Here is a 25,840-nt window from a genome sequence, read left to right as displayed (position 1 = left end):
TTAAAAAATTATGACTTCAAAAATAACATATATCGGCGGGTTAAGGTGTTCAGCAGAACATTTACAGTCCGGAACCATCATTGAAAGTGATGCACCAACCGACAATCACGGAAAAGGAGAAAAGTTTTCACCGACTGATCTTTGTGCGACTTCTTTAGCTGAATGTGCGTTGACAACCATTGCCATTTTAGGCAAAGACAAAAATATCAATATCGACGGAGCGTATTGCACATTGCAGAAAATTATGAAAACCGAACCAAGAAGAATTGGGGAAATCGTTTGTAATTTTATTTTTCCTGATTCTTATTCAGATAAGGAAAAAGCATTCATCGAAGAAACAGCTCATAATTGTCCCGTAGCGAGAAGTCTTCATCCGGAGTTGATTCAGACGATGATTTTCATTTATCAATAAAATAATTGCCGCAGTTTTTCTGCGGTTTTTTTATTTAAGATTTTAAACATTATTATCTCTCGCAGATTTTACTGATTTAGCAGATTTTAAAATTCTAAATAAATCAATGCAATCTGCAAAATCAGTGAGAAAAATTTATTTTACATATGCTTCCCATCATTTCATCAAAACAATTAAAGAGTCTTTCAACTGAAAATCTAATCATTCTTGATTCAAGGACAGGAAAAGGTGCATACGGAAGTTACCTCAATAAACACATTAAAAATGCACGATTTATTGATTTAGATAAAGATTTGGCTGAAATTGGAGAAGATGTTGCTTTTGGAGGAAGGCATCCGCTTCCAAGTATTGAAAAGTTTAGTAAAACACTTTCAAATCTTGGAATTGCTGAAGATTCTCACATTATAATTTATGATGATAAAAATGGCGCAAATGCGGCAGCAAGAACTTGGTGGATGCTAAAAGCTTTTGGGTTAAAAAACGTACAGGTTTTAGATGATGGATTTCAGGAAGCTGAAAAAGAAGGTTTAGAATTTTCATCAATTGAAGAAAAATTTGAAAAAGCTGAAATCATTAAAGGAAAAGCTTGGCTTCTTCCAATTTCAACTTTGGAAGATGTTGAAGATGAAATAACTAACGATTCTGCAACTGTTATTGATGTAAGAGATTCTTATCGATACAATGGCGAATCTGAACCCATTGATCTGGTTGCAGGTCATATTCCGGGAGCAATTAATATTCCTTTTTCTGAAAATTTAGATGAAAATGGTAATTTCCTGAAACCGGAAATTTTGCACAAGAAATATTTAAAACTTTTAGAAAACTTACCTGAGAAATTAATTATTCACTGCGGTTCCGGAGTTACAGCATGTCATACAGTTTTGGCATTAGCATATGTGGGGTTTGAAATTCCAAATCTTTACGTAGGATCATGGAGTGAGTGGAGCAGAAGGAAAAGAAATAGAAAAAAGTAAAAATAATTATGAAATCTGAAAGAGGTAGCCAAACAAGTAGTCATGGTCGGAAGAAAATTCCGACCATTTTTATGTTTTAAAGACTTTAGCAGGATCTCCGCCTGCGAAAACAATCAGAATAGCGGTAATCATGTCTCGAAGCTCCATTGCAATGCGTCTTTTGGAAGTTTTATAACCCAATTCGTTTGCTTTTTTATAGATCAAAAGTAACATCGATGCAATCATCGTCATGTAAACCATTACCTCAATGCCGTTTTGATTGACAGAAACAAGATGGCTTAGATTGAGTTCCTGCTTAAGAAACCTGAAAAACACTTCGATATCCCATCTTTTTCTATAATAATCTGAAATTTTCCTTTGCAGAGAGATCAAATTCATTGGTCAAAAACCAAAACTCATTATTTGTTTTTTCGTTTTTGATGACCACCAAACGAAAATAAGTTTCTACTTTTTCTTCACTATAATGCAGATTTCCACGCTTGTTTTGGATGGGCTTTCCGGTGTAAAGCTTTATTTTTTTGTCTTTTACCACTTTCCAATCATTCCATTTTTGAGATTTTTTTTCATCAAGGAAAGATTCTGCTTCTTCAAACTTTCGGTTTTCTTTACTTCGGATGATGAATTTCACTGACTTTTCATCAAAATCTTTCATCACCCTTGTAGATTGCAGACCTCTGTCTATCACATAAATATTGCCATGATGCTCCTCTTTTTTCACTTGTTTAAGAATGGCTTCTGGAAGCGCATTTTCCTCTGACGAATATTTTTGATCCGTAAAAACTTCCACTCCGGAAGGTAAAATGCCATCAAAAGAAAAACTGAATTTTACCAGTTTCTTCCCACTTTTCTGGTCGATACCTTCTTTGAGTTTCGAGCAGGTATCGGCAACAATGGTGCTGTCAACCCTTATCAAATTGTATTTTTCGATTTCGGTGTTGGAATAAAGTTCCGAAAATCTTGCGTACATCTGCTCGTAGATTTCTTTAAAATAATTAGAATCGATTTTGGAAAGCCTTTCAGAGATCGAACTTCTTCGCACTTTTTCGTCTTCACCTAAGCCAAATAAAGCCTTGAAACCGCTACTATTAAAGGTGTCTTCCAAAGTTCTCTGGCTTAATTTTTCATTATCGAAAATACAGAACAGGAGCAGATAAAACATTTTCTTTCCGTGAAGCACCTTGCTGTAGTAATCCACTTTTGTACTTGCGGAAAGATGACTTAAAAGCGCTTCGGGGATAAATTCCAGGACTTGCTTGAGTGAGATTTTGTGATCTTTAAAAACAGACATAACTATTTGATTACCAGTTATAAAGATACAAAAACCAATACAAATAAACAAATTAATATATTGGAAATCAATTGATTAACACTGTTTTTTTTCTAAAAAAAACAAAAAAAATCGGAAGAAAAAATCTTCCGACCATGACTAGCCAAACAAGCTGCCTTTTTTTATTAAATCTAAAAAATATATTGGGAAAAAAATATTTTTTGTGTCATATAAATTTTCAAAAAAATAATGTTTGATGATTAATACAATATTGAGGGATATATCTCATTGTCAGTTTTATAGGTGATACTTATCAGTATAGCATTTAATAAATAATTCACAAATCATAAGGGTGTTTTTGTAAACAGGTGAAAAATAATTCATTATTTTTTAAGAATAATGTCATAAAATGTGTTAATTTTACCGGTGAATAAAACTAAAAAACCAAATACTTCATATGAGAATGAAAACAGGCTATCCTTTAAAGGTGAGCTTTTGTATAATGTTATACTTAGGAACATTCTACAGTAACGCACAAATTATTGATTACAAAAATAAAACCTGGGAAAAAGCAAAACCGGAAACATCACGAGATATCCAAAAATGTGATAACGGAACATTACTCAACTTTCATTGTAACATAAGGGAACATTTTCGAGCTCCCATCACCTACGGTAAAAACGAAGGGCAGTCTCTGGTTGTCGTGCATAATTCTCGGGAAGATGAAAATATCTGGAATAATAAAGATATTATTGCAGAGCTTAACAGCAATTCATTTAGAGGCAATGGTAATAATCAATCTATTGAACTTAAGAAAAAGCCCAGTATTTTCTCATATCTGGGATCGAGACAAAATTCTAAAACCACTAAAGACCATCTGAATGTTAATTTAGAAGATAAAAATCTTTATGAAGCCGTTTTTATTCCCAGAAAGATTAAAAAAAACGATCTCGAAAAAGTACATTCTTATCTATCATTAAAGTATGGAATTTCTTTGGAGGGGGTAAAATATTTTAACAGCAAAGGAGATGTTATCTGGGATCCCGAAAAGCATAAAGATTTTCAAAAAAGGCCTACAGGTATAGGAAGGGATGATGGAAATGAGCTTTATCAAAAACAATCCAGTAATCAGGAGGATAAAATCGTGAGTATCGGAAGAGAAAGTATTGCAAGAACGAATTTTGATAACAATTCTCAGTTAGACAATTATATGTTTGCCATATGGTCTGATAATGATAAAGACCTCAGTTTCGAAGAAAAAAAGGATTTGAAGATAATGAAGAGAAATTGGGAGATCAATTTTATAGGAAATTCTATTCCTAAAAAAGGATATGTTTTGCAAATAGCTAAAAATCTTATGAATCCGGAAAATTCACTTGTACATTATTGGCTTCTTATTAAAAATAATGACGGAACTTTTCAGAAAATAGAAGGGAAAGATAAAAATCATGTGATAGAATATGCTGTGGATTTTGCTGAAGAAAGAAGCTCTTCAATCTTTACCTTCGCTACCAACATAACGGGAGATAAAGAAACACCAGCTAAAAATGATCATCCTGTAAAGACAAATGGACCGGGAGATGCTACTTCAGACTTCCAGTATTTACTGTATCCTAATCCTGTTAAAATGAATAATTTGTTTACTGTGAAATTCCCGGAAACAAAAGATTTGGAAATATCAATATATGATGGAGGCGGTCGTATTCTTTCTAGTGAAAAAATAAATTCAAAAGCTGTGGTATATCAGCACAAACTCAGTATACAAGGTACATATCTGGTCGTACTTACTCAAAACAAAAAATTAATCAAGGCTTTTAAAGTAATTGTTAACTAGTCCTATTTCTTTACCATGAAAAACAGATTAAACATCAGGATAAGAAGAAAAGATCTTCTTACCTTAGTATTCTTTGCTTCAATATTTACTTTTGCAAGCTTTACAAAAGAGGACAGACAGAAAGTACGTGCTTTCAAACTAAAATTAATGGAAAAGTATTATCACATCAATGATGATAATACTATGACTTCATCACCAAGCAATACAGGTCGTTCAACAAGATTCTTGGAAAATCTGTCTTTTGGTAATTATACCAAAAGTACTGAAGCTCTTGCTGTTGATGAGAAAGAATCCAATAGAATAATTTCTACGGGTATTGAAAATCCTTCAAATATATTTGAATCAATAGAAAAACAAGGAGTTATAGGTGAGTTCTCAGATGATGAATCTGATGATGCTGCGGATAACTTTTTTACTATAAATATTCCGGAAATTAAAACCCAAAATGTTACAGCTTATTTGCAGTATGATTTATTTGGCCTTGATTCTTACCAATCTGTTTCCCGGTCTATCAATAAAAATGTAGCCTTTGGAGGAGATGTTATCGTTCCTGGCAATAAATGGACTGCACAGAAAGAAGAAATCAGTTTACAATCATTACAACAAGGTAAAAACAGTATTCTATTTACTTCTTCATTAAACGGTATAAAATACAGAATAAAAAATGTAAGGATTGTATTTGAAAAAAACTTTGGTCACCAGACAAGTGTTTCTACGCTTCTTTCCGGTGATAATTTGTATGTTAAAGGGGCTGATAATCATTCAGACCTTCAAAATGTGAATATAAACGGTTTAACAGTAGCAACGGTTAGGGGAGAGTTTGAAACTACTGTTAAACTTACCGCAGAAGATAAAAAAAGAGGATTTATTTCCATTTCATCTTCTGAAGGGGTAAAACAATATTCTTTTTCTAAAAACACCTCTGCTTTTAAAGTTTTAAACGAATCTAAGTTCACTCCTTTGACGGTAAATATTTCAAAAGATTCTGAATACAATCAAAAGTATGAAAATGCGATCGTAGGTATTGAAAAAAACTCAGTGGCAGATGCTGGGCAGATTCAGATCGTAAAACTCAGAAAGAAAGATTTTCCTGCGGTTTCGGGAGAAGTTAAAAATCTTACCATCAATTCAGGAGCATACCGTTTAGATACTAAATTTGGCAACTTTACAAAAAAGGTAAAATTATCCATTCCTTATGATGAGAAGAAGCTTGGAACAAAATCCCCTAAAGAAATTAAAGCTTTCTATTTTGATTATACTTCAAAAAAGTGGATTGCAGACCCGACTTCGGCAGTAAATACGGAGACTAAAACGGTAACTGTTGAAAGTAACGGAGATAATGATTACATCAACGGAGTTATTTCTGTACCGGAATCTCCTCAGCTGGGAGCTTCTAATCCTACCGGAATAAGTGGTTTGAAAGCTGGTGATGCTGCGGCAGCAAGGAATTTTATTTCTCCACCATCTGTTAATCAGAGAGGATCTGCGAATGTTTCTTATCCTATTGTCATCCCTTCCGGAAGAAAAGGAATGCAGCCAGGGATCAGTGTTTCCTATGACAGTAATAAGTCTAACGGCTGGTTGGGTGAAGGATGGGATATAAGTGGTGTGTCTTCGATCAGTATAGATGTTCGTTGGGGATCTCCAAGTTTTGATCCCCATACAGAAACAGAGCTGTATTCATTAAATGGCGAAATGTTGGTTTATGATGGTAATTATTTGCCTCACAGACATAATGATATCAGCGAAACCAGCACCATATTTACTACAAGAAAACAAAAAAGAGATACCCTTTTAACTGATAATAAAAAAGTTTTCTTCCTGAGAAAGGGACATAACTTTTCAAAAATTGAAAGATATGGAACTACGACTAAAGATTACAGATGGATTGTCACGAATACCGGAGGAGGAAAGGTATATTATGGTGGTAATGAATCTGGTGTTATAGACAATACCGTCATAAAAGATGACAATGACAACATTATTCAATGGGGAGTATGGAAAGAAGAGGATGTTCACAAAAATTATATTGAATACGAATATGAAAATTTCAGAGTTCAGGGGCTTACCGGTGAAAATGATAATTTAAACGGAGGGAATTACTTCCATATCAGGAAAATTAACTACACCAAAGCGGAAGGGCAAAATCTCAAATATTATACGGTAGAGTTCGAAAAAGAAGGCAGGATCACCAGACAGGATATAAGCATCAATGCGAAAAGAGGGGTAAAGGAAGTAGAGCCGTATAAACTCTCAAAAATATATGTAAAGTATGATGATAAACTGATCAGAACGTATACCTTTTCATATAAAGAAGGACAATTTTTTAAAACATTGCTTAGCAATGTAAAACATACAGATACTTCCAATGATATTGCATATAATAACTTATTAACAGAAGAATTTAATTTTGAATATTTTGATGATATCAAAAGCACACCAACCAGCTCTCCGGTAAATTTTGGTAATACGGTAAATATCAATGGTGCAGGGGGAGGTGATGCATTTCCTATACTTCCTAATTTTCTTAAGCCTTCAAAAATTTCAGCCAATAATACATTTGAATGGGGTGTAAACGGAAGAGTGCCTGGAGTAGGTCTCGATTTTCTGCTTCCTGGCCCTACAAGATCATACGGGCATGTAATGGCTTCCTTTAATATTGGTCACTCAGAAGCTGAAGCGAAGAAAGCTCAGGAACTGATGGACTTTGATGGAGACGGAATCCCTGATCTGATTTACAGAAGACCAAGCAGCGGCCTCTACCTTCGCTCAGGATCTCTGGCAAGTGGAAACATCAACTTCGGACCGGAAAGAAAAATTCAGTATCTGAACAGTAACTTTTCCCTTACAAAGACAAAAACACAGAATATTGGATATGATGCCGGTATAAAGGTGTTCAATATTGGGTTCAATTTCTCCCAGATGTGGACCAACAGTAAAAGTGAAACCTCATCTTTTATTTTGGATGCGAACTCCGATGGAGTGATGGATGTTGCTCAGGACGGGCAAGTGCTTTTTGGAAGAATCAACCCGACCAACGGAAATGTTGAAATGACCCAATACAGCGATAATACCGAGAATATGGTGATTGTTGCAGATACGATGATGGAACATTTCTCTCCGCTGGAAGGCAGCTGGCAGGATGTTTCCAAAAATGATGTCGTTAAAGTATGGGTCGCTCCAATGGATGGATATATCAATTTTGTAGATACCGTCCAGGTAGAAAATCTTCCCAATGCAAAAGCACAGTATTCTGTGGAAATAAAAAATCCGACAACAACCGACAAAAACGGAAGAATATATCTGAAGGAATTTACGGCCGGGATGGCCCCTGAGAACATAATTATTACTAATTTCAACAGTTATTACTCGCAGATACAGGGTCTTACACCTACTACAACTGATCATTTAGCGATAAATAATCCGGGAGGTTTATATGTAAAGTCTGGAGAGAAAGTATTCGTCAGGTTACATAAAAATGAAAATTACAGTTTTAAAGTACTGTCTAATCCTGTCATAAATTACGTAGGAATTCCTAAACCAGTAGGAGTAGGACTGTATCAGGATGGATTCAGGTTCAATAATGGTTCATATGGGGATAATTTCCTTTTAAACAATCATGCAAAACCTATTTCAATTGATCTTCCCGGAACGGTAAATATTACGGTTCCAAGCGTAAGTTTTCCCAATTCACATGATGATATTACTTTTAAAATTGTTAGGATCAACACCAATACGGGTGCTGAAAATATAGTATATTCACAAACTTATCCTCAGAATGATAATGCATTTACTACAACTGCATTATCCGGTATTGCAAATGTTACTAATCTGTCTTTTACTGCGAATGATGTACCGTCCGTTCTAAAATTTGTTGTGGAGTCAGACTCTCATACCGCATTTAAGGACAGCAACTGGAACAGAATTAATGTCAATTATTATCCAACAGGTGGAAATGCTCAGAATTACACAGCTGTAGCAGATTATCCATCTCATTTTATCACCGAGTTCAGCCAAATTGTGGATATAAAGCAATTTTCTGGTGCACCAACCGGTAATTTAACCTATAAAGTAGGAATCAACAAAAATATTCCTGCGAACTCAGGGCTTCCTACCGGTAGTTTTTATTATATCGTAAAGAAAAACGGAAGGGTTGTAACCAAAAGAAGAATTATTGCTCCGATTAATAGTTCGGGAGGTATAGTGGAAGTCAACATGGCAAACAACCAGACAATCAACGGTGTTTCTCCTGCAGCATTCTATACAGGAGATTTGTCTGATAATACAATATTTATGGGCAAAATTAATATCCAGGTATATTGTAAAACTAAAGCAGATTACGACTTTTATAAGGCATACAGTGCTGTATTCCAGGATCAGCCATTTAATATTTATTACGGAGCTGATACTTATTGGACTTCTGTAAAGCATACCTCAATCAACTCGGCATCTTTAGAGAATGTAAGCCAGTTTTATAAAAACTGGGGACAGTTCCTCTATAATGAATATGCTGATGTAGTACCTACAGGCGGGCCGGAAGGCTTTATGCTGAATACGGCAACACCTGCTGATAATTATGGTCGTGTGATCAACCTTAGCTCTATGGAAGAAGTAAACATTCCGGTGAATCTTAATTTTCCGATGTGCAATAACCTTCCTACACAGGATGAAACGGCTCAATGTATTGCCCAGCAGATTAGCAATACCGGCTTCTACCAGAATCCGGCCAATTTCGCTCCTAAGCCGATTACGTTATTAACCCCGGCGATCTACAAAACAAATGGTCCAAAAGATAATCCATATACAGATTATAACGAAAAGTGGATTGGTATTGGTCCGGAACAGTACGCAAAAGCAGATTCATTTAAAGATAATGAATCGTCAACTGGTTTCTTCGATCCGCAGACTGCCAATCCTGATGTGCCCGACAGTCTTCTTCTTCAGGGTAATGTAGATACCAAAATGTTCTCGATCAACAAAAAATATTACAGCAAATCAAGAACGAATACATTAAGCGGAAGCTTATTCAATTTTGGAATTCAAAATGCAAGTTCTGTGTTAGTAGGAGATGGTAATATTGCTCTTCAGGACTTTTTAGATATGAATGGTGATGGCTATCCGGATGCAGTTTATAAGGATGCGGTACAGCTTACCAACTCAACAGGGGGTCACGGAGGACTTCGTAATCCTTTTGTAAACGCTTATATCTCTAATACTGATAGTTATTCGAAATCGTTATCTCCGCAATATTCAGCAGCGGCCTTTATTCAGACAGGTGCTTCATCCAGAAACGGCGAAGTGAGAAGCAATACCAACATGTATTCTTATTCTCCTAATGTTGCCATGAACAGCGGAATCGAAACTTCTGCTTCATGGTCCGGTCAGGCTTCTGTGAATTATGATTCTAAAGATACAGGAGAATCTTATTGGATGGATGTTAACGGGGATGGATTAGCAGACAGAGTGACAGGAGGCGGTACAAACAATATGAAATATCAGCTTAATCTGGGGTACCGTTTAGATGATGGCTACAGCTATAAAAATGCTGAAACTTTTGCTTCTGGCCCAGTAGGATCTGTTGGATTAAGTGGAGGGTTCGACTTTGGCGGAAGCAGTGGGCTTGCAGTTAGTGTAAGTGCTAATGCATCGGCAGCTTTAGGGTCATCAAAAACAACTTTTGAAGACATTAATGCTGATGGTTTGTCGGATATTTTAATTGTTGGAAGTTCTAATACCTACGTAAAATATAATCTCGGAAACCGATTCTCTGATCCTGTAGAACTTTTCAAAAACGGTAGTGGATTAGACTATAATAATGAAGCAAAAACATATAGAGGAGGAATCTCAGTGGGAGGAGGGTATTACTATACGTTTCCAATCGTCTGGTGGCCATTCCCTCCAATCCCTTTGATTTATCTGAAGATCGGAGGCCAGGTATCAGGAAGTATCGGACTTTCGATTGCTGAAGTGGACAAGTCTTTTAAAGATATGAACGGAGATGGTTTCCCGGATTTGATTGTTTCTAAAAATGACGGATTCGAAGTCAATTATTCAACTGTTGGCAGAACAAATAAATTGAAATCGGTTATCAATTTCAAAGATAAAGCACCGTTCAGCGTATTCAGTTTAGATTATGAATTTACAAAACCAACTTATGACGATGCACATGGAAGATTGGTCATGAAGGAAGTAAGAATTGTAAATCCGGATATTTTTTCACCAACCTACCTTTCTCCGACAAATAATGTGGATGTCGTAAAAACATTTAAATATGAGCAAGGAAGATTTGACAGACGTGAGCGTGAGTTTTTCGGATACGGAAAAGTAACCAGCAACGATATGTGGTACAGTAATGCTGTATACCGTTCGCAGATCACCTATTATCACAACAAAAGCTACTTCTTAAACGGTAAGCCGAAAAGATCAGAATCTTATACGGGAACCAGTGTTCTGAACGGCTCAACAGACTTTGAATATAGTGTATGCAAATACAAGGATAACAATACAAAAATTGATATTGACAATCCTGTAGGAGAAGATTATGATACCGGCGGAAAAGAGGGTAGAAAAATGGGGATTGCTCTTTTAGGAATAACAAGAAAAAGAGAAATTGAAGCGAGTGGATATATCCAGGTGGCAGAGGCATTTACTTATAATGAAAAAGGTCTTGTGACAAGATTTATGCACCTGAGTCCTACCTCCAACTATAATACTACGATTGATTATCATGATTATCCGTCTCCGAATAACATTATAACTTCACCAGAATCCGTTAAGGTTTATGAAGGACTGTCAACCTCAACCCCTATCCGTGAAAGGTATACAAAAATAGATCCTGTAACAGGTCTGGTGAACAAAATATCCGTGAAATTGAATGGGTCTGAGTTTGCAAATACTGATTTTGGTTATGATGTCATAGGTAATTTAACAACGGTGACCTACCCGGAGAATGAAAGTGGAGATCGATATTCTTTAAACTATAAGTACGATCCGGATACTCAAAAGTACGTCGTGCATACCAATGATATATTCGGGTATGAATCATCAGCTGAATACGATCCCAAGTTTGATGTTGTAACACGTGCAACAGATGTTTCAGGAAATACAACAGAATATGAATATGATCATAAAGGACGTATCATTAAGATTTTGGCACCAAAAGAAAAAGAGGCCGGTGCGGAATATACGGTAAGATATTCTTATCATACGCACGGTACGCCTCATATTCTTACACAGCATACGAGTAATAATTATGTAAGTGTAACGGAGAATTACAATCCGCAGGATCCTTCCAATCCGATAGAAACAATTAACATAGCCGACGGTTGGGGGAAAGTGGTTCAGACAAAAAAAGATATCTTACTGAACGGTATAGAAAAAATGTCTGTATCAGGAAGAGCGGTTCATGATGTTATCGGAAGGGCAATTTCACAGTATCATCCGATGTTTGAAGATAAATATCTGCCTAACGACCCAAATCATTCCAATAGAATTTTGAACAACACTTCTTTCTCCACTTATTACTCATCTGTAGAAAAAGACGTTAAAGACAGAGTAAAGACTACTACAGATGAGCTATTCCACACTGCTTTTACATCATATACTATAGAAAATAATATGATAAAAAGTATTGAGGAACTTCTTCAGAACAGCAGTACGATGCTTAAAACAGAAACATTTAAAAGTATTGAAGGAAGAACAATACAGGTGAATAATTATCTTTCGGGACAGGTCTTGACAACCAAATTCCAATTTAATACCATTGGAGAACTTCTAAACAGTACAGATCCTGAAGGGATTAAAACCTATTATTCATATGATCTGGCGGGAAGGAGACTTCGTAGAGAGCATCCGGATCATGGTTTAGATAGATACGAATATGATCCGGCAGGAAATCTGATCAGATTATTTTCTGCCAATATGGAAAATACGAGTCCTAATCAGAAATATATCCACTATGTGTATAATATCAACAGATTGACTGATATCGTATTCCCTGATTTGCAGAATGGCAATAACCCGTCTAATGTACATTATGATTATGAAGGACCAGGGGTGGGAAATAATTCAGGAAAAATTATCCATAAAACCGATAATGCCGGAAAAACCCAATATGAGTATGGAAATATGGGTGAAGTGGTCAGAGAGACAAAAACCGTTTCCGGATACGGAATTCCGACTATGCAGTTTACAACCCAGTTCGAATACGACAGCTGGAACAGGATTCAGAAACTTATTTATGCAGACGGAGAACTGATCAGCTACGATTACGATTTAGGTGGAAATCTCGTAAGAATTTATAGTAAAGATGGCTATGAATATGTTAAAAACATTGCGTATGACCATTATGAGCAAAGAACATCTATTGATTTCGGAAACAATATGAGGTCTGAATTTACGTATGCTCCGGCAGACAGAAAGCTGAACAACCATATTCTTAAAGACGGTTCAGGAACACATCTTCTTAATAATAACTATACGTATGATTATGTAGGAAATATTGTAGGATTTGAAAATGCTGCGGGTGCATACAATAAGTTGGGTGGAAGTTATAATTTCAGTTATGATTATGACCGTATGAACAGATTATCCAGTTCATCAGGAAATTTTATAGGGGATTCTAATTCTCCTTACGGAGATACTTCCTCTGTTTATGATATGAATATGGGCTACAATAAGGCTGGTGGAATTGTTGAAAAAAATCAGATTCATAACCAAAATGGTGGTTCCAACAGTCTGAATACATATTATAATACCTATCAATACAATGCTGGGACACACCAGGTAAATTATATTGATGATCCGGCTACCGGTTATTACGAAAAGTTTAGCTATGATTTTAATGGAAATGTTATTCATAACGATAGAAACGGAGAAATTGACCAGCTTTACTGGGATGAGGCAGACCGTTTGAAGGCAGTAAATAAAGAAAGTGCGGGGATCTTCCAATACTATGTGTATGATGATGCTGGTGAAAGAATTATAAAGTCAAACATTGAGCAGGGAGCACAGCTTTATCAAAATGGTCAGGTGATGGATCCGGGATCGATTTACGTAAGCAACTATAAAGTATATCCTAATGCCTATCATGTAGAGAACTCGGATAATAAACTGACAAAACATTACTATGCGGGTACTCAGAGAGTAGCAAGCAGAATCATGGATTTTGATTTTTCTGTAATGAAGCAGGCAGGTTCTGGTCTGGGCAACAAACAGAAAGACGAAAACAAAAGGGATCTGAAATTATACCTTGAGAAAGCAGGAATCGATTTAAGTCAGCTAACAACCGAATTAGCAAAAGGCCCGCAGCAACAGGATGGTGTATACTATATGCATAGTGACCATTTGGGAACAGCAACATTTGTTACTGAACATCATGGAGAAGCAACACAATTTTTCCTAAATTTACCTTTCGGGGAAACTATGGCAGAGCAAATGACCGGAGTTTATAATAATCCATATAAATTCAATGCCAAGGAACTGGATGAAGAGACCGGACTGTATTATTATGGTGCAAGGTATTATAATCCGAGGTTAAGTATTTGGTTTGGGGTTGACCCACTAGCGGAGAAAGGTCCACAATATTCTCCATACAGTTATGCGTTCAATAATCCTATTGGATTTGTTGACCCAGACGGAGCTTGGCCTTGGCCAGTTTGGGTAAGGAGTTTTATCTCTGCATCAAGAGCAGGAAGCGACCCTTTAGGAAAAAATTTCAGAGGCGACAATAGGGGACCTTCTACTGCTGATGTCGGTCGTAATCTTTCTTCCAGTTCCAGAACCAAATTTAATTTTACTTATGATGGAGATACGAGAGAGTATAGTAAGTTTAATATTGGAGCGGATGCAACAATTAGATATAATAGTGAGGGTAAAGTTGCAGCACAAAAAAACCCAGAACCATCCTATGAAATCCTCAATTATGATAAGAATGATAAGGCTGGTCAATTAGAATTCTCTTATACAGCTAAAGACCCGTTAACGCCAAAAATTGGAACTCCCGCTCTTGACATATGGGCATCTTTCGATATGAAAGAAACAGGAGACAATCTTTCCATCAATGCCAGTTTTATGGGCGATAACTTTCCTTCTACTGAAGCTTTTATACAAGACCAATCTGGAACGAGATTGTTTTTAGGAGCAAGCAAGGAGCAAGGTAATGTAGGAACATTATATGGAGGAGCAGATGTAAACATTTTCCAAGTTAATATGAATGTAAAGTTTGATAAAAACGGAAACTTTACTGGAGTAAGACAGGGAAATAAAGTAGTCCCTGTAAATGATTGGAATAAACAAGTTCAGGCTAATTTTAAAAAGTAATGAAGATGAAAAAGATATTAATCATTGGAGTTCTATTACTCTTAAGTTCTTGCAGTTCTAATAAGTTTAGTAAGCAGGTTTTAATTATTCCAAAATCCTACAGAGGAGAAATCTGGATTTTTTATGACCAAGATTATAACAGAGGGGAATTTAAAAAAGAATGGGGTAAAATCACATTCTATGTTCCGAAAGATGGAATTATTTACAGCAAATATAGACCAGATAAGATTATAGATTTGGAGCAATATACGGATAATAATGAAAAGATTTTTATCACGAAATATTTGGATAAAGAGAATAAAATATATCTTGACGGAGGAAGCAGTGGGACTTTAGAATTGCCCAATAAAAAAATGCTAAAACATTCTAGCTATTTTGTAGGAGATGAAAAATATTTAGATAGTATTTTCCAAAAATCAAATGGTTATGATTACATCGTTAAGAAATACGAAGAAAGTTTAAACAAAAAACCAACTCATTGAGTTGGTTTTTTGTTTTTATAACGCTGCCACATTTTTATTAAAGAAGTCTTTAAATTTAGATTTAGTGAGCATCCCATTAATAATGCGGTAGATGGCGTTTTATCTTTTCCAGCTGGTCAATAAGTTTTAATCGTTCGTTCAAATCTTTGTTTTCAATCGTTACTTCGGTTGTGACATCGCCCTCATAATTTACAATTTGGTCAATAGTCATTGAGAAAAGTTTAGCGATTTTGTCAAGAGCTTATACGGGTAGAAATAAATATTTGATTGCGTTTTATAGAGCAGCTAATGCTCTAATAAAATCTGGTGCAGGAGGAAATCTTAAAGCATTAGATGCAAGAAAAGAGAAAGTGTATGTAACAGATAAAGGGTATAATAGTAAGGACGAAGCTAACTTCGATAATGTAGATAGAATTCAATGGAAGCCAACAAGAGGATTAAGGACTACAAATGGGAAGGAATTAACTCCAACTGCCGTTTTGGATCATGAATTCGACCATGCAGAAAATTATTTTAAAGATCCAGACAAACATATACTTAATGTTCTTAAACCTACAGGGGATAGCTATGACAATGCTGAAGAAATGAGAGTAATCCAAGGAAGTGAGCAGTCAACAGCTAGAAAACTGGGGTTAATTAAAGGAAAAGAAATTACCAGAACAGATCACAGAGGTGAAATGTATGATACTGCGGGTGTCAATACTACAAAAGAACCGGCAACCGAAATAAAAGAAGTAATAATTACAGTAAAAAAGAAGAAATAATATGAAAAATTTACATAAAACAATCTTTCTCATTATTATGTTTTCGGTATTCTTCAGTTGTCAGAAGTAACAAGGTAAAATAGATTATATTAATTTGGCAATTAGCCCCATCAGGTCTATAGATTGTGATGATTTAAAACTTCATCCAAATAAGAAACAACTTATTTTATCTGAAGAAAAAAATAATCAATTGGTTAAACTTTTTACTAAATTAAAAACAATAAAAGGAAGTTTGGATATAGATGCAAGAGTGTACGGTTCAGTCTATAATGGTTCAAAAAAAATAGATTTTTGTTCAGGTATTGGAGTTATTGAAATAGATGGTAAAAGATATTTTGTTGATGAAAATCTTCGAAAATATTTGCTAATCCTTACAAATAAAATAAAATAGTATACAAATAAAGTTCCCGCCACTAGGCGGGAACTTTATTTACAATCTTCTGATTTTGAAATAAGATATATCACAATGAAAATTTAAACCGGTATTAATCATAATTTTTGATTATTGGAGAATAATGAAGAAGACTTTACCGAGAAAGAGAATATTATTTTGATGCTAAATCACATAATTTGCTTTCAATTTAAAATATTTATAATTAATAAAAAATTTGATTAACCAACTTGAAGAAATCAAAAGAAAATTTTATACGGATTAATAGTATTGAGATTTCTGGATACTTCATTTGATCTTAGAATACCAAAATAAATCCGACTGTCTTTAGACAGCCGGATTTACTTATAAATTTTAAATCTTAAAGCATTCCCAGTTCAAACTTCGCCTCTTCACTCATCATATCTTTGTTCCAGGTCGGTTCGAAAGTAAGTTCCAACTCCACTTCTTTAACGTTTTCCACTTCTTTTACTTTGTCCTTTACCTCTTGCGGAAGACTTTCCGCAACGGGACAGTTAGGACTTGTTAGGGTCATAATGATTTTCACATCGGCTTCTTCCGAAATCTGAACGTCATAAATCAATCCCAATTCGTAAATATCCACCGGAATTTCCGGGTCATAAACGGTTTTCAGTACTCTTATAATTTCTTCACCGATGTCGGCAATCTGATCGTCTGTAAAGTTCATCTGTTAATCTAAATTGATATTTCTGTGCAATAAATCTTCCTGACGCATTCGTCGGAAAATGTTTGCCAAAGTTAAGACATCTTTTTCACAATAGTTAACTATTCGCTGCAAGTCTTTTTCTATGTAGTAGATTGATGAAACCATTGAGCCGTCGATGTCATCTTTTGGCGTTGGAATTCCGAAAACATGAGCTAATAATTCCAGAGAAATAAAGCTTTTATAGTCTCCGAATTTCCATAATTCCATCGTGTCAAGATGTGGAATTTCCCATGGTTTTTTTCCAAACATCTGGAAAGGAGACGGGGGCTGCATTCCGTTAATTAGAAAACGTCTTGCAATCCATGGAAAGTCAAACTCTTTTCCATTGTGGGCACAAAGAATCACATCACGAAGCCTTGGGCTGTTGAACAGTTCGCCAAATTCCTGCAACAGTTTTTTCTCATCATCATTGGCAAAACTTTTTATTCTTAAAGTTTCATTTTTTTCAAGCATTCCAATGCTGATGCAGATGATTTTTCCAAACTCGGCCATAATTCCTGCTCTATCATAAAAATCTTCAGCAGAAATTTCATCTTTGCGTTGATATCTTGTCTTTTTATCCCAAAGTTTTTGCTCTGTTTCTGAAATTTCTTCCCAGTTTTCGTACTGCGGAACCGTTTCAATATCAAGGAATAAAACTTTTTCGAAAGGAATATTTTGTATCATATTTGTGTTTGAATTTTTTCATTAAATTATCCAACCTGCAGTCCGTTTTTTGTAGGAAGAGAAGGTGATACAAGCGTAACATCTTTCGCATCTTCACCATAGACCCCCAAAACCAGACATTCGCTAAAAAAGTTGGCAATCTGTTTTTTAGGAAAATTCACCACGGCTAAAATCTGCTTTCCAATCAATTCTTCCTTGTTATAAAGCGTAGTAATCTGGGCTGCTGATTTTCTGATTCCCAAATCTCCAAAATCGATTTCAAGCTGATAAGAAGGGTTTCTTGCTTTTTCAAAATCATTAACGGAAATAATGGTTCCACATCGGATGTCTAATTTTTCAAAATCTGTCCAGGATATTTCAGGTTTTACGTTCATTGTCATTTCATTATGAAGTGCTGTTTTCGATATTGATCCCCTATGGTGCGTTCTGATAATATGCAATACACCATCAGTGTGCAACAAATGTATTAAAATATTAAGAAACTCGAATGTAATTTGAAGTTGTGGTTTTTTTCTTTTCAAAATCGATCACTTATATTTTTAAAACAGGTACAGGATTTCGGAGTTACGAATTACCGGACTATCAGATCTGTTTATTATTTTAAAGTAGAGTTCTCTCACGACAATTATTTTTAAATTTTTAAGGAGAAGAAAGTATGGTATATGAAATTAGGGAGTCGTAATTGAATAATCTGGGATTATTAAATCTATTTTGTAGCCTGATAAAAGTGAACGGAAAATTCTTTGATGACCTGTAATACTTTCAGATTTCGTCATCTTGATCACACCAATTATTATAAAATGATTTGGTCACTACTATCGTTTATAATTTTTCTAAACTCGATGACCTGAAAGAGTTTTAATTATTTATCGTATAAAATTATTTTTTAGCTTATTGAAAATATTTATATCGTATAAAAAGTTTTATATGGGTATTAATTTAGTTTGCCTGAATTTCATTAGGGTTTAATTTCAAAAGCACTAGATAGTGAAAGTATACTTTTCTATATATCATTGTTTTTTCTCTATATTATAAATTAATTTTATATAATGAGTACATTTAATGAAATTAAAGGTAAACTTGTTCAGCTCACAAGCAATCAAGAACGAAAAAACTAACTTTATGCAATCCAGAATAATCCAAATCTTGGGCGGCATGACATGCGTAGAATAATATGCAATGTTATGATCGAGGACAATTTTGTAGATTTCTATTATAAAAATAGTTTTTGGGAGAGCATACATAAAATTGTAAAAAAGATAATTGGTTTTATTAAAAGGTGTTTATCGTGGAGTCGGAGCAGGTATTCCGTATAATGGCGAAATAAAAAATGAAAAACTTACAGTTTTGCAAGTCCAAAAATTGTGAATAGGTTATTATGGAAAATATTATTACTGAAAAATTTGTAGAGGCAGCAGAAAATCTTTACAAAGAAGGAGTCCAGCAAAATCCTGATAATGAAGTAGCAGAAGAAAGTTTAAGAATGAGTTTAATTTTGGAAAGAAGAGACGCACCTTGCACTTTCGATGAAGATCCTATTATCGATCTGGTTAAAAATTATATAATGGATAATTTTGATATTGGTATGATAGGGTTTTATAATTATGATGATTTATTATCTGACAAAAATTTTATTGTATTTGGATCAGATGGATCAGGAGAACTTATATCCATCCATAAAGAATCTAATGAAATATATTGCATTGATGGTTATTTTGAAATAATTTGTGTATTATGTAATTCTTCAGAGGATTTTTTAAACAATTTATTAAAAATTGGCAATGCAAATATTAAAAGATTGTCTGATGATGAAAGGTACCGTTTAGCAAAAGAGATTGCAGTAAATGAAATTTCTTTAGGGTATTACTTAAATGCACTAGGCTTAGGTTAATCCGTTTTTCAGAGGATTTCCTTAGTGAGCAATTATAAATATCAATCCTACCGCTTTGCGGTGGGGTTGTGTTTTTGATGGTATTTGAATTATCAGAAATATTTCTTAGCCTTAAATATATTTTTTTTCAATGCTGCAGTATCTTTTACACAGGAACAGTATGTCCAGTTGTTAATAAAATATGTAATCGAATTGGCATTCTGAGAACAATTCACAAAGTTTATTATATTACCGGGGTTTATGTAAAGTTTAGTTCTGGACTTTCCAGAGTTTTGCTTCAGGTGTTTCTGCCTAGTTAAGATAGTTGCCATGGTAGTCTGACAGCACATTCTTCAAACATTCAACATTCCACATTTTTCCGCAAGATTAAAATCTTTCAGCCGATGAATCTGGTTGATCTCATTAACAGTCAAGTAAAGTTCTGACTTTGATCCAGTGTAGTTAGGAGAACTATCTCAATCATATCTGAAAACCATGAATGAATTCAAGGTTAATCATAAAAACCATCCTCTATATCTAATTTGAGAATATTATCAAATTATTTTTCTTTTTGATCATTCATTTTAAATGGTTTAAAATCTGAGATAAAGTCTTTAAGGATGTCCACCATAGGCAGCTGGACATCCATAAAAACTCATCAAAAGTGTAATTGAACGCAACTTCATCGAAGCAAAGAAAAAGGCTTAGATCAACCTTAGTCACTTGCTCTGAAAATAAAGTATTCAGGTATCTCTAATGATACGTTCTTTTTGTTATAAATAGCAAACATAACTACTGCTGCTATTATCCCCACAACCACGACATGTATGGGTTTGAAAATTTTAATTTTTTGAAACATGATTTATGTATTTTTATTTGTTGTTCTTTATAAATATTCCCGGTTTTACCAAAAGTACTATCGTCTTTAAAAAAATCCGCTTTGCTTAATTACTTCTCCAGAACTAGAAGAAGAATCAAAGCTCAAATTTGTAAATTCATTGTTTCATCTGAAAGGACATGATTTTACAATTCTTTGTAAACCCTATGAATAAAGGATTGTAATAATATTGTATTATCTAAAATAAAGTTGTGACGCACCCCGTGCATGTACTAAAGATAAATTTTCACTATTTTGTTATTTCACATTGAATATCATCAAAAAGTAAATTCTCTTAGGATGTACCTTGGTGAATTACTCTAAAACTAATTGACTTCAAAAGTATATATGAAAATAGTTGGTGTTGTTGATGTGCAAAAAATAAATTTGTGACAGAAGATGATTCTATATAAAAGATAAAATTTCACTCTTTTATCTTTTGCTAATTTTTGGAGACGCTATGAAACCTTCTTTTACACTAAAACGGAAATATTTTGATATTTTATAAGATGTGTATTTTGAAATCTTATTTTATTATTTAACTTTCTCAAAATCTAGTAGTATTAAACAAACTTTCCTGAAACAAATCAGGCATCTATATTTTTATGAATCAATTTCAACGTTAATCTTAAATGTCTTCTTAATTTTTAGGGTTGCTGTTTTTATTTAATGTAGCTATTGTAATCTTTCCATAATCGCAATATTCAAATAGTTTTTTAGAAGAAGTTCAGAGAAGGTGAAAGAATGTCTGAAAATCAAGGGGTATAAATATCGATTCAAAACAAATCTCGTAAATTTAGGAATGCATAGTCTTTGATATTTAGCAGAAATTTTTTAATTTTACTTCAAACACAAGACAATGCTGATTAAAATTTATGGAAGTTCCATCTTTGGAGTGTCTGCTCAGACCATCACAATAGAAGTAAATATTGATACTGGCGGAGTAGGATACCATCTCGTAGGTCTTCCTGACAATGCCATCAAAGAAAGCAGTTACCGAATCTCTGCTGCACTGAAAAACGTAGGCTATAAAATTCCCGGAAAGAAAATTACAATTAATATGGCTCCTGCAGATTTGCGAAAAGAAGGAGCTGCGTATGATCTGAGTATTGCCATCGGAATTTTAATTGCTTCTGATCAGATTCAGGCTGAAAATGTACAGGATTATGTCATAATGGGCGAACTGTCCCTTGACGGTAGCCTGCAGCCGATCAAAGGAGTTTTGCCCATCGCTATACAGGCCCGTGAAGAAGGTTTTAAAGGAATTATTTTACCGAAACAAAACACAAGGGAAGCTGCCATCGTGAATAATATTGATGTGTATGGGGTTGAAAATATCAGTGAAGTCATCGGTTTCTTCAATGAAGGAATACCGCTTGAAAAAGTTGTTTTGGATACCCGGAAAGAATTTCAGGAGAAAATTAACAGTTTTCCGTTTGATTTTTCAGAAGTAAAAGGTCAGGAAACGGCAAAGCGGGCAATGGAGGTTGCCGCAGCAGGCGGACATAATATTATTCTCATCGGACCACCGGGAAGCGGAAAAACCATGCTGGCGAAAAGGGTACCGAGTATTTTGCCCCCACTTACTTTAAAGGAAGCTTTAGAAACGACTAAAATACATTCTGTAGCCGGAAAAATGGGAACGGAAACTTCTCTGATGACCGTTCGTCCGTTCAGGTCGCCTCACCACACAATCTCAGATGTAGCACTTGTAGGCGGAGGAAGTTACCCTCAGCCCGGAGAAATCTCTCTTGCCCATAACGGAGTCCTGTTCCTAGATGAAATGCCGGAATTTAAAAGAACGGTTCTCGAAGTTATGCGGCAGCCTCTGGAGGACCGGGAGGTAACTATTTCACGAGCAAAGTTTACCATCAATTATCCATCAAGCTTTATGCTGGTTGCATCAATGAATCCAAGTCCGAGCGGTTATTTTCCGGATGATCCTAATAATACTTCGTCTTCCTTTGAAATGCAGCGGTATATGAATAAGCTGTCGGGACCACTTTTAGACCGGATTGATATTCATGTGGAAGTGCAGAAAGTCGAGTTCGAACAGCTGGCGGAAAAGAGGAAAGGTGAAAAAAGTGAAGACATCAGAAAGCGGGTTCTGACTGCCCGTGAGATACAGAATGAGCGATATAAAGATTTGTCAATCAGCTATAATGCTCAGATTGGTTCCCGCGAACTGGAGAAGTTTTGTGAACTGGACAGCAGCTGTTTCAACCTCATCAAAGTTGCAATGGAAAAACTAAATCTTTCAGCGAGGGCTTATGACAGGATTTTAAAGGTTGCCAGAACCATTGCTGATCTTGAAGAGTCTGAAAAAATACACTCTCATCATATTTCTGAAGCGATCCAGTACAGGAGCCTGGATCGCGAATTCTGGAATGTTTAAGGTTTTATTGTTTCTTTATTATTTTTTTTTATCCACTGTAGATAATAATTACCTCTTATTATTTTCAATACTAATATTTTTTTATAATACGTCAAGTTTTGTCGTAATCCATAATGATCTTTGCTGCAATAAGTAAAAGCGAGAGCGCTTTGAAATGTAAATTGGGAATTCTATTGTTAAAATAACAACTTTAAAAAATATGAAACTTGAAGTAATATTCTTAATAATAATTTTAAATAAATAAAACAATGATCTATACAGAAGATTTTTTTACAGCAAACAGTTCTTATCCAAATGGTGACTTAGTTCAATTAGTAGATAGTTTTACTAAAGAGAACGTTAATTTTTTAAAAACATCAACATGGATTGATGGCACGTTAATAACTAATCAATACGATGGTATAATATATAGGAAGAAAGGAAATGATTTCTATGTGAATACTCAAATTTTATCAAAATCAGAATTAAAAGCAACTACATTTGGAGTTGTTGCAGATGGAGTTACAGATGACTCCGATGCGCTACAGCGAGCTTTTGATTTTTGTGGAAAAAACGGGTGGAAATTAATATTGCCCATTGGTGAAATTGTCATTTCAAAAACAATAGAATGTGATATGAGAAATTTAAATGTTTCTCGGCGATTTCATCTTACCGGAGCAGGCCTTAATTTAACTATTATTAAGTCTATTGGTCAGACAGGAGGGTTGAAATTTTTATCTGATAATTTTAGTCCTTACTACTTAACTTTGTCTGGATTCTCAATAAGAAGACCAGATTTACCCTCTTCATCAGGAGGTGTTGGTATATATATAAATAAACTTATGGATATAACCATAAGAGATGTTGAAACCTTTAAATACAATATAGGTATTCAGGTAATGGATAATTGTTCATCACTCTTTGAAAATGTAAAAGCAGCTTGGGGGGATATTGGTTTCTACAGTGCAATGGTAAATTCAACTGATGCTCTTACCAATCCAAATCTATTATCTTTTATAAACTGTCATTTCAATTCAAATTCTGTAAAAGGGGTTGAATTATATAATTTGCATAATGTTAAATTTGATGGTTGTGGATTTGAAGGTAATGGTGGAAACGCTCTTGAAGCTGTTTTTAATGGATCTAATGGAAAGGTAGGCTTAAATCTAATAAATAATTATTTCGAGGGGACATCAAATGGTGTAGATGTTTACTATACTCTACAGTCTGGAGGAACCGCTAATTTTATTGGGAACAATTTTAATAGATTAAATAATTCTATTTATACATCGATTTATATCATATCTAATACAAATGAAAAAAAGTATCTTAATTTTGTTGGAAATGGCTTTTTAAATGGTAAGGATTTCGTTCCAGGTGGAGATAAACCTGCTGTCTTGATTGCTGGAAATACCGCAAATATATATTACAACGACAGTAACTATTATGAAACATCTTCAGATGTTTTAGTCTGTCTTTAATTAATTTTAAAATGTTCCATCTTAAAAAAAAATAATTTAAAAGGAAAGATCTTGCTTTTGAATAAAAAAAGCCGTGGAATTTATTCCACGGCTTTTACTATTATAGTGTCCCGTCCTAAAATAAGTTTACAGAAAATAGACTTATTATGGAAAAGCAAGAAAGAGAGAAAGCAAAACGCACGCAGCGAGATTATACGATGTCCTTTAAATTAGGCCTTGTCAGTCGGATAGAAAAAGGGGAGTTTACTTACCGACAGGCGCAGAAACATTACGGTATTCAGGGCAGAAGTACGGTTTTGGTCTGGCTCAGAAAATATGGTAATTTAGATTGGAGCAAACCTATTATCCATACCATGACACAATCCAAAGAAACCCCTGCCGAAAAGATCAAAAGATTAGAAAAAGAACTGGCTGATGAGAGGCTGAAAACCAAGATTCTCAATATGATGATCGATATCTCCGATAAGCAATACGGCACACAGATCCGAAAAAAGTGTATCCCCAAACAGTCAGACTCCTCCAAGAAGAAGGGTTGAGTTTATCTAAAATCTGCAGATTGTTTGGGATAAGCAGACAGGCCATTTACCAACAGCGTCAAAGGATTTGTATTCGGGAAAAAGAATTACAGAAGGCAAAACAGCTCATTGAGGAAATCCGTCTGGAACAGCCAAGAATAGGGACACGAAAGCTTTATTATTTGCTTAAAAACAAGTTTAGGCTGGAAAATATAAAAATAGGCAGAGATGCACTGTTCGATTATCTGCGAAGAGAAAATCTTCTTATTTATCCCAAGAAAAGATATACAAGAACAACTTTCTCCAAGCATTGGCTCAGAAAACATCCCAATCTTTTGAAAACTACCTATCTCAAAAGAAAAGAACAGGTATTTGTAAGCGACATCACATATGTGAAAACCAAGACCAAGGTCTGTTATTTATCATTGGTCACGGATGCTTACAGCAGAAAAATAATGGGTTATGAAGTGAGTGAAAACATGAATGCTGAAAATGTGGTAAAGGCTCTAAAAATGGCTGTCAGAAGCAGAACCACTGGTCTTCCGCTTATCCATCATTCAGACAGAGGCTTGCAATATTGCTCTGAAACTTATCAAAAAGTGCTTAGTGAGAATAAAATAACTCCCTCCATGACAGATGGCTATGATTGTTATCAAAATGCTTTAGCAGAAAGAATAAATGGGATATTGAAACAGGAATTTTTAATTTATAAATGCAAAAACATTCATGATTTAAAACAAATGGTTAAAGAAAGTATTTATATTTACAACAACAAAAGATCACACTTGAGTCTGAAGATGAAAACCCCGGAAATGATCCATAAAAAATCCGGAAAATCAGCATCTTCCGGATTAGTATTTTAATGAATAACTTGTAAACCTATTTT

The 25,840-nt window shown here is 34.7% G+C and carries 17 protein-coding genes; 11 read left to right on the top strand and 6 right to left on the bottom strand.

The annotated features are described in order from the left end of the window. Positions 1–10: 10 nt before the first annotated feature. Both AC2A07_RS01175 and AC2A07_RS01170 read left to right on the top strand, forming a co-directional pair. Positions 11–412, top strand: a complete 402-nt coding sequence (locus AC2A07_RS01175) for an OsmC family protein (protein ID WP_484048840.1) — start codon at positions 11–13, stop codon at positions 410–412. A gap of 146 nt (positions 413–558) precedes the next feature. Continuing rightward, positions 559–1,386 carry a sulfurtransferase gene (locus AC2A07_RS01170; RefSeq protein ID WP_484048839.1) on the top strand — a complete coding sequence of 276 codons (828 nt, stop codon included), beginning with the start codon at positions 559–561 and terminating at the stop codon, positions 1,384–1,386. Positions 1,387–1,455: 69 nt separating this feature from the next. Here the strand turns inward: AC2A07_RS01170 and AC2A07_RS01165 are convergent, their stop codons facing one another. Further along, on the bottom strand, positions 1,456–1,764 hold the full coding sequence (locus AC2A07_RS01165; RefSeq protein WP_484048838.1) for a transposase: 309 nt from the start codon (positions 1,762–1,764) through the stop codon (positions 1,456–1,458). Further along, positions 1,721–2,674 carry a transposase gene (locus AC2A07_RS01160; RefSeq protein ID WP_484048837.1) on the bottom strand — a complete coding sequence of 318 codons (954 nt, stop codon included), beginning with the start codon at positions 2,672–2,674 and terminating at the stop codon, positions 1,721–1,723. Before AC2A07_RS01160 ends, AC2A07_RS01165 begins: the two co-directional genes overlap by 44 nt. A gap of 481 nt (positions 2,675–3,155) precedes the next feature. On the opposite strand from AC2A07_RS01160, the gene AC2A07_RS01155 reads away from it, so the two are divergent. From AC2A07_RS01155 to AC2A07_RS01145, 3 genes are read left to right on the top strand one after another with little or no spacing between them, the layout of a single operon-like run. After that, positions 3,156–4,487 carry a T9SS type A sorting domain-containing protein gene (locus tag AC2A07_RS01155; protein WP_484048836.1) on the top strand — a complete coding sequence of 444 codons (1,332 nt, stop codon included), beginning with the start codon at positions 3,156–3,158 and terminating at the stop codon, positions 4,485–4,487. A gap of 15 nt (positions 4,488–4,502) precedes the next feature. After that, complete coding sequence (locus tag AC2A07_RS01150; protein WP_484048835.1) at positions 4,503–14,807, top strand: RHS repeat-associated core domain-containing protein; 10,305 nt, start codon at positions 4,503–4,505, stop codon at positions 14,805–14,807. Between the two features lie 5 nt (positions 14,808–14,812). After that, positions 14,813–15,289 (top strand): hypothetical protein, encoded by a 477-nt coding sequence (locus AC2A07_RS01145; RefSeq protein WP_484048834.1) that lies wholly within the window; start codon positions 14,813–14,815, stop codon positions 15,287–15,289. A 76-nt stretch (positions 15,290–15,365) separates the two neighbouring features. Here the strand turns inward: AC2A07_RS01145 and AC2A07_RS01140 are convergent, their stop codons facing one another. Beyond that, the gene (locus AC2A07_RS01140) at positions 15,366–15,500 is read right to left on the bottom strand and encodes a hypothetical protein (RefSeq protein WP_484048833.1); all 135 of its coding nucleotides are present in this window, start codon (positions 15,498–15,500) and stop codon (positions 15,366–15,368) included. A gap of 19 nt (positions 15,501–15,519) precedes the next feature. Between AC2A07_RS01140 and AC2A07_RS01135 the strand changes: the two genes are divergently transcribed. Both AC2A07_RS01135 and AC2A07_RS01130 read left to right on the top strand, forming a co-directional pair. Then, entirely contained in the window at positions 15,520–16,053 is a 534-nt protein-coding gene (locus tag AC2A07_RS01135; protein ID WP_484048832.1) for a hypothetical protein, read from the top strand. Positions 16,054–16,147: 94 nt separating this feature from the next. Continuing rightward, positions 16,148–16,444, top strand: a complete 297-nt coding sequence (locus AC2A07_RS01130) for a hypothetical protein (protein WP_484048831.1) — start codon at positions 16,148–16,150, stop codon at positions 16,442–16,444. A 361-nt stretch (positions 16,445–16,805) separates the two neighbouring features. Here AC2A07_RS01130 and AC2A07_RS01125 read toward each other — a convergent pair whose 3' ends face one another. The 3 genes from AC2A07_RS01125 to AC2A07_RS01115 are packed head-to-tail and all read right to left on the bottom strand — an operon-like array spanning position 16,806 to position 18,211. Continuing rightward, positions 16,806–17,132, bottom strand: coding sequence for an SUF system Fe-S cluster assembly protein (locus AC2A07_RS01125; protein ID WP_264748954.1), 327 nt, complete (start codon positions 17,130–17,132; stop codon positions 16,806–16,808). Between the two features lie 3 nt (positions 17,133–17,135). Beyond that, positions 17,136–17,837: a 3'-5' exonuclease gene (locus AC2A07_RS01120; protein ID WP_484048830.1), complete on the bottom strand. Its 702-nt coding sequence runs from the start codon at positions 17,835–17,837 to the stop codon at positions 17,136–17,138. A gap of 26 nt (positions 17,838–17,863) precedes the next feature. Next, positions 17,864–18,211 carry a tRNA-binding protein gene (locus AC2A07_RS01115; protein ID WP_484048829.1) on the bottom strand — a complete coding sequence of 116 codons (348 nt, stop codon included), beginning with the start codon at positions 18,209–18,211 and terminating at the stop codon, positions 17,864–17,866. 1,004 nt (positions 18,212–19,215) lie between these two features. Between AC2A07_RS01115 and AC2A07_RS01110 the strand changes: the two genes are divergently transcribed. From AC2A07_RS01110 to AC2A07_RS01095, 4 genes are all read left to right on the top strand, one after another. After that, positions 19,216–19,728 (top strand): hypothetical protein, encoded by a 513-nt coding sequence (locus tag AC2A07_RS01110; protein WP_484048828.1) that lies wholly within the window; start codon positions 19,216–19,218, stop codon positions 19,726–19,728. A 1,715-nt stretch (positions 19,729–21,443) separates the two neighbouring features. After that, complete coding sequence (locus AC2A07_RS01105; RefSeq protein WP_484048827.1) at positions 21,444–22,979, top strand: YifB family Mg chelatase-like AAA ATPase; 1,536 nt, start codon at positions 21,444–21,446, stop codon at positions 22,977–22,979. A 248-nt stretch (positions 22,980–23,227) separates the two neighbouring features. Continuing rightward, the gene (locus AC2A07_RS01100; protein ID WP_484048826.1) at positions 23,228–24,439 is read left to right on the top strand and encodes a right-handed parallel beta-helix repeat-containing protein; all 1,212 of its coding nucleotides are present in this window, start codon (positions 23,228–23,230) and stop codon (positions 24,437–24,439) included. Between the two features lie 146 nt (positions 24,440–24,585). Further along, positions 24,586–25,817 (top strand): IS3 family transposase gene (locus tag AC2A07_RS01095; RefSeq protein WP_484048825.1). Its coding sequence is split into 2 segments (ribosomal slippage): positions 24,586–24,940 and positions 24,940–25,817, totalling 1,233 coding nucleotides; the frame shifts between segments, so codons are not numbered across the junction. Positions 25,818–25,840: the final 23 nt, after the last annotated feature.

The organism is Chryseobacterium sp. HNCC26DJ238 (genome assembly GCF_057180465.1).
The sequence above is the reverse complement of the archived record's forward strand: the minus strand, read 5'-3'. Positions and strand labels throughout refer to the sequence as shown.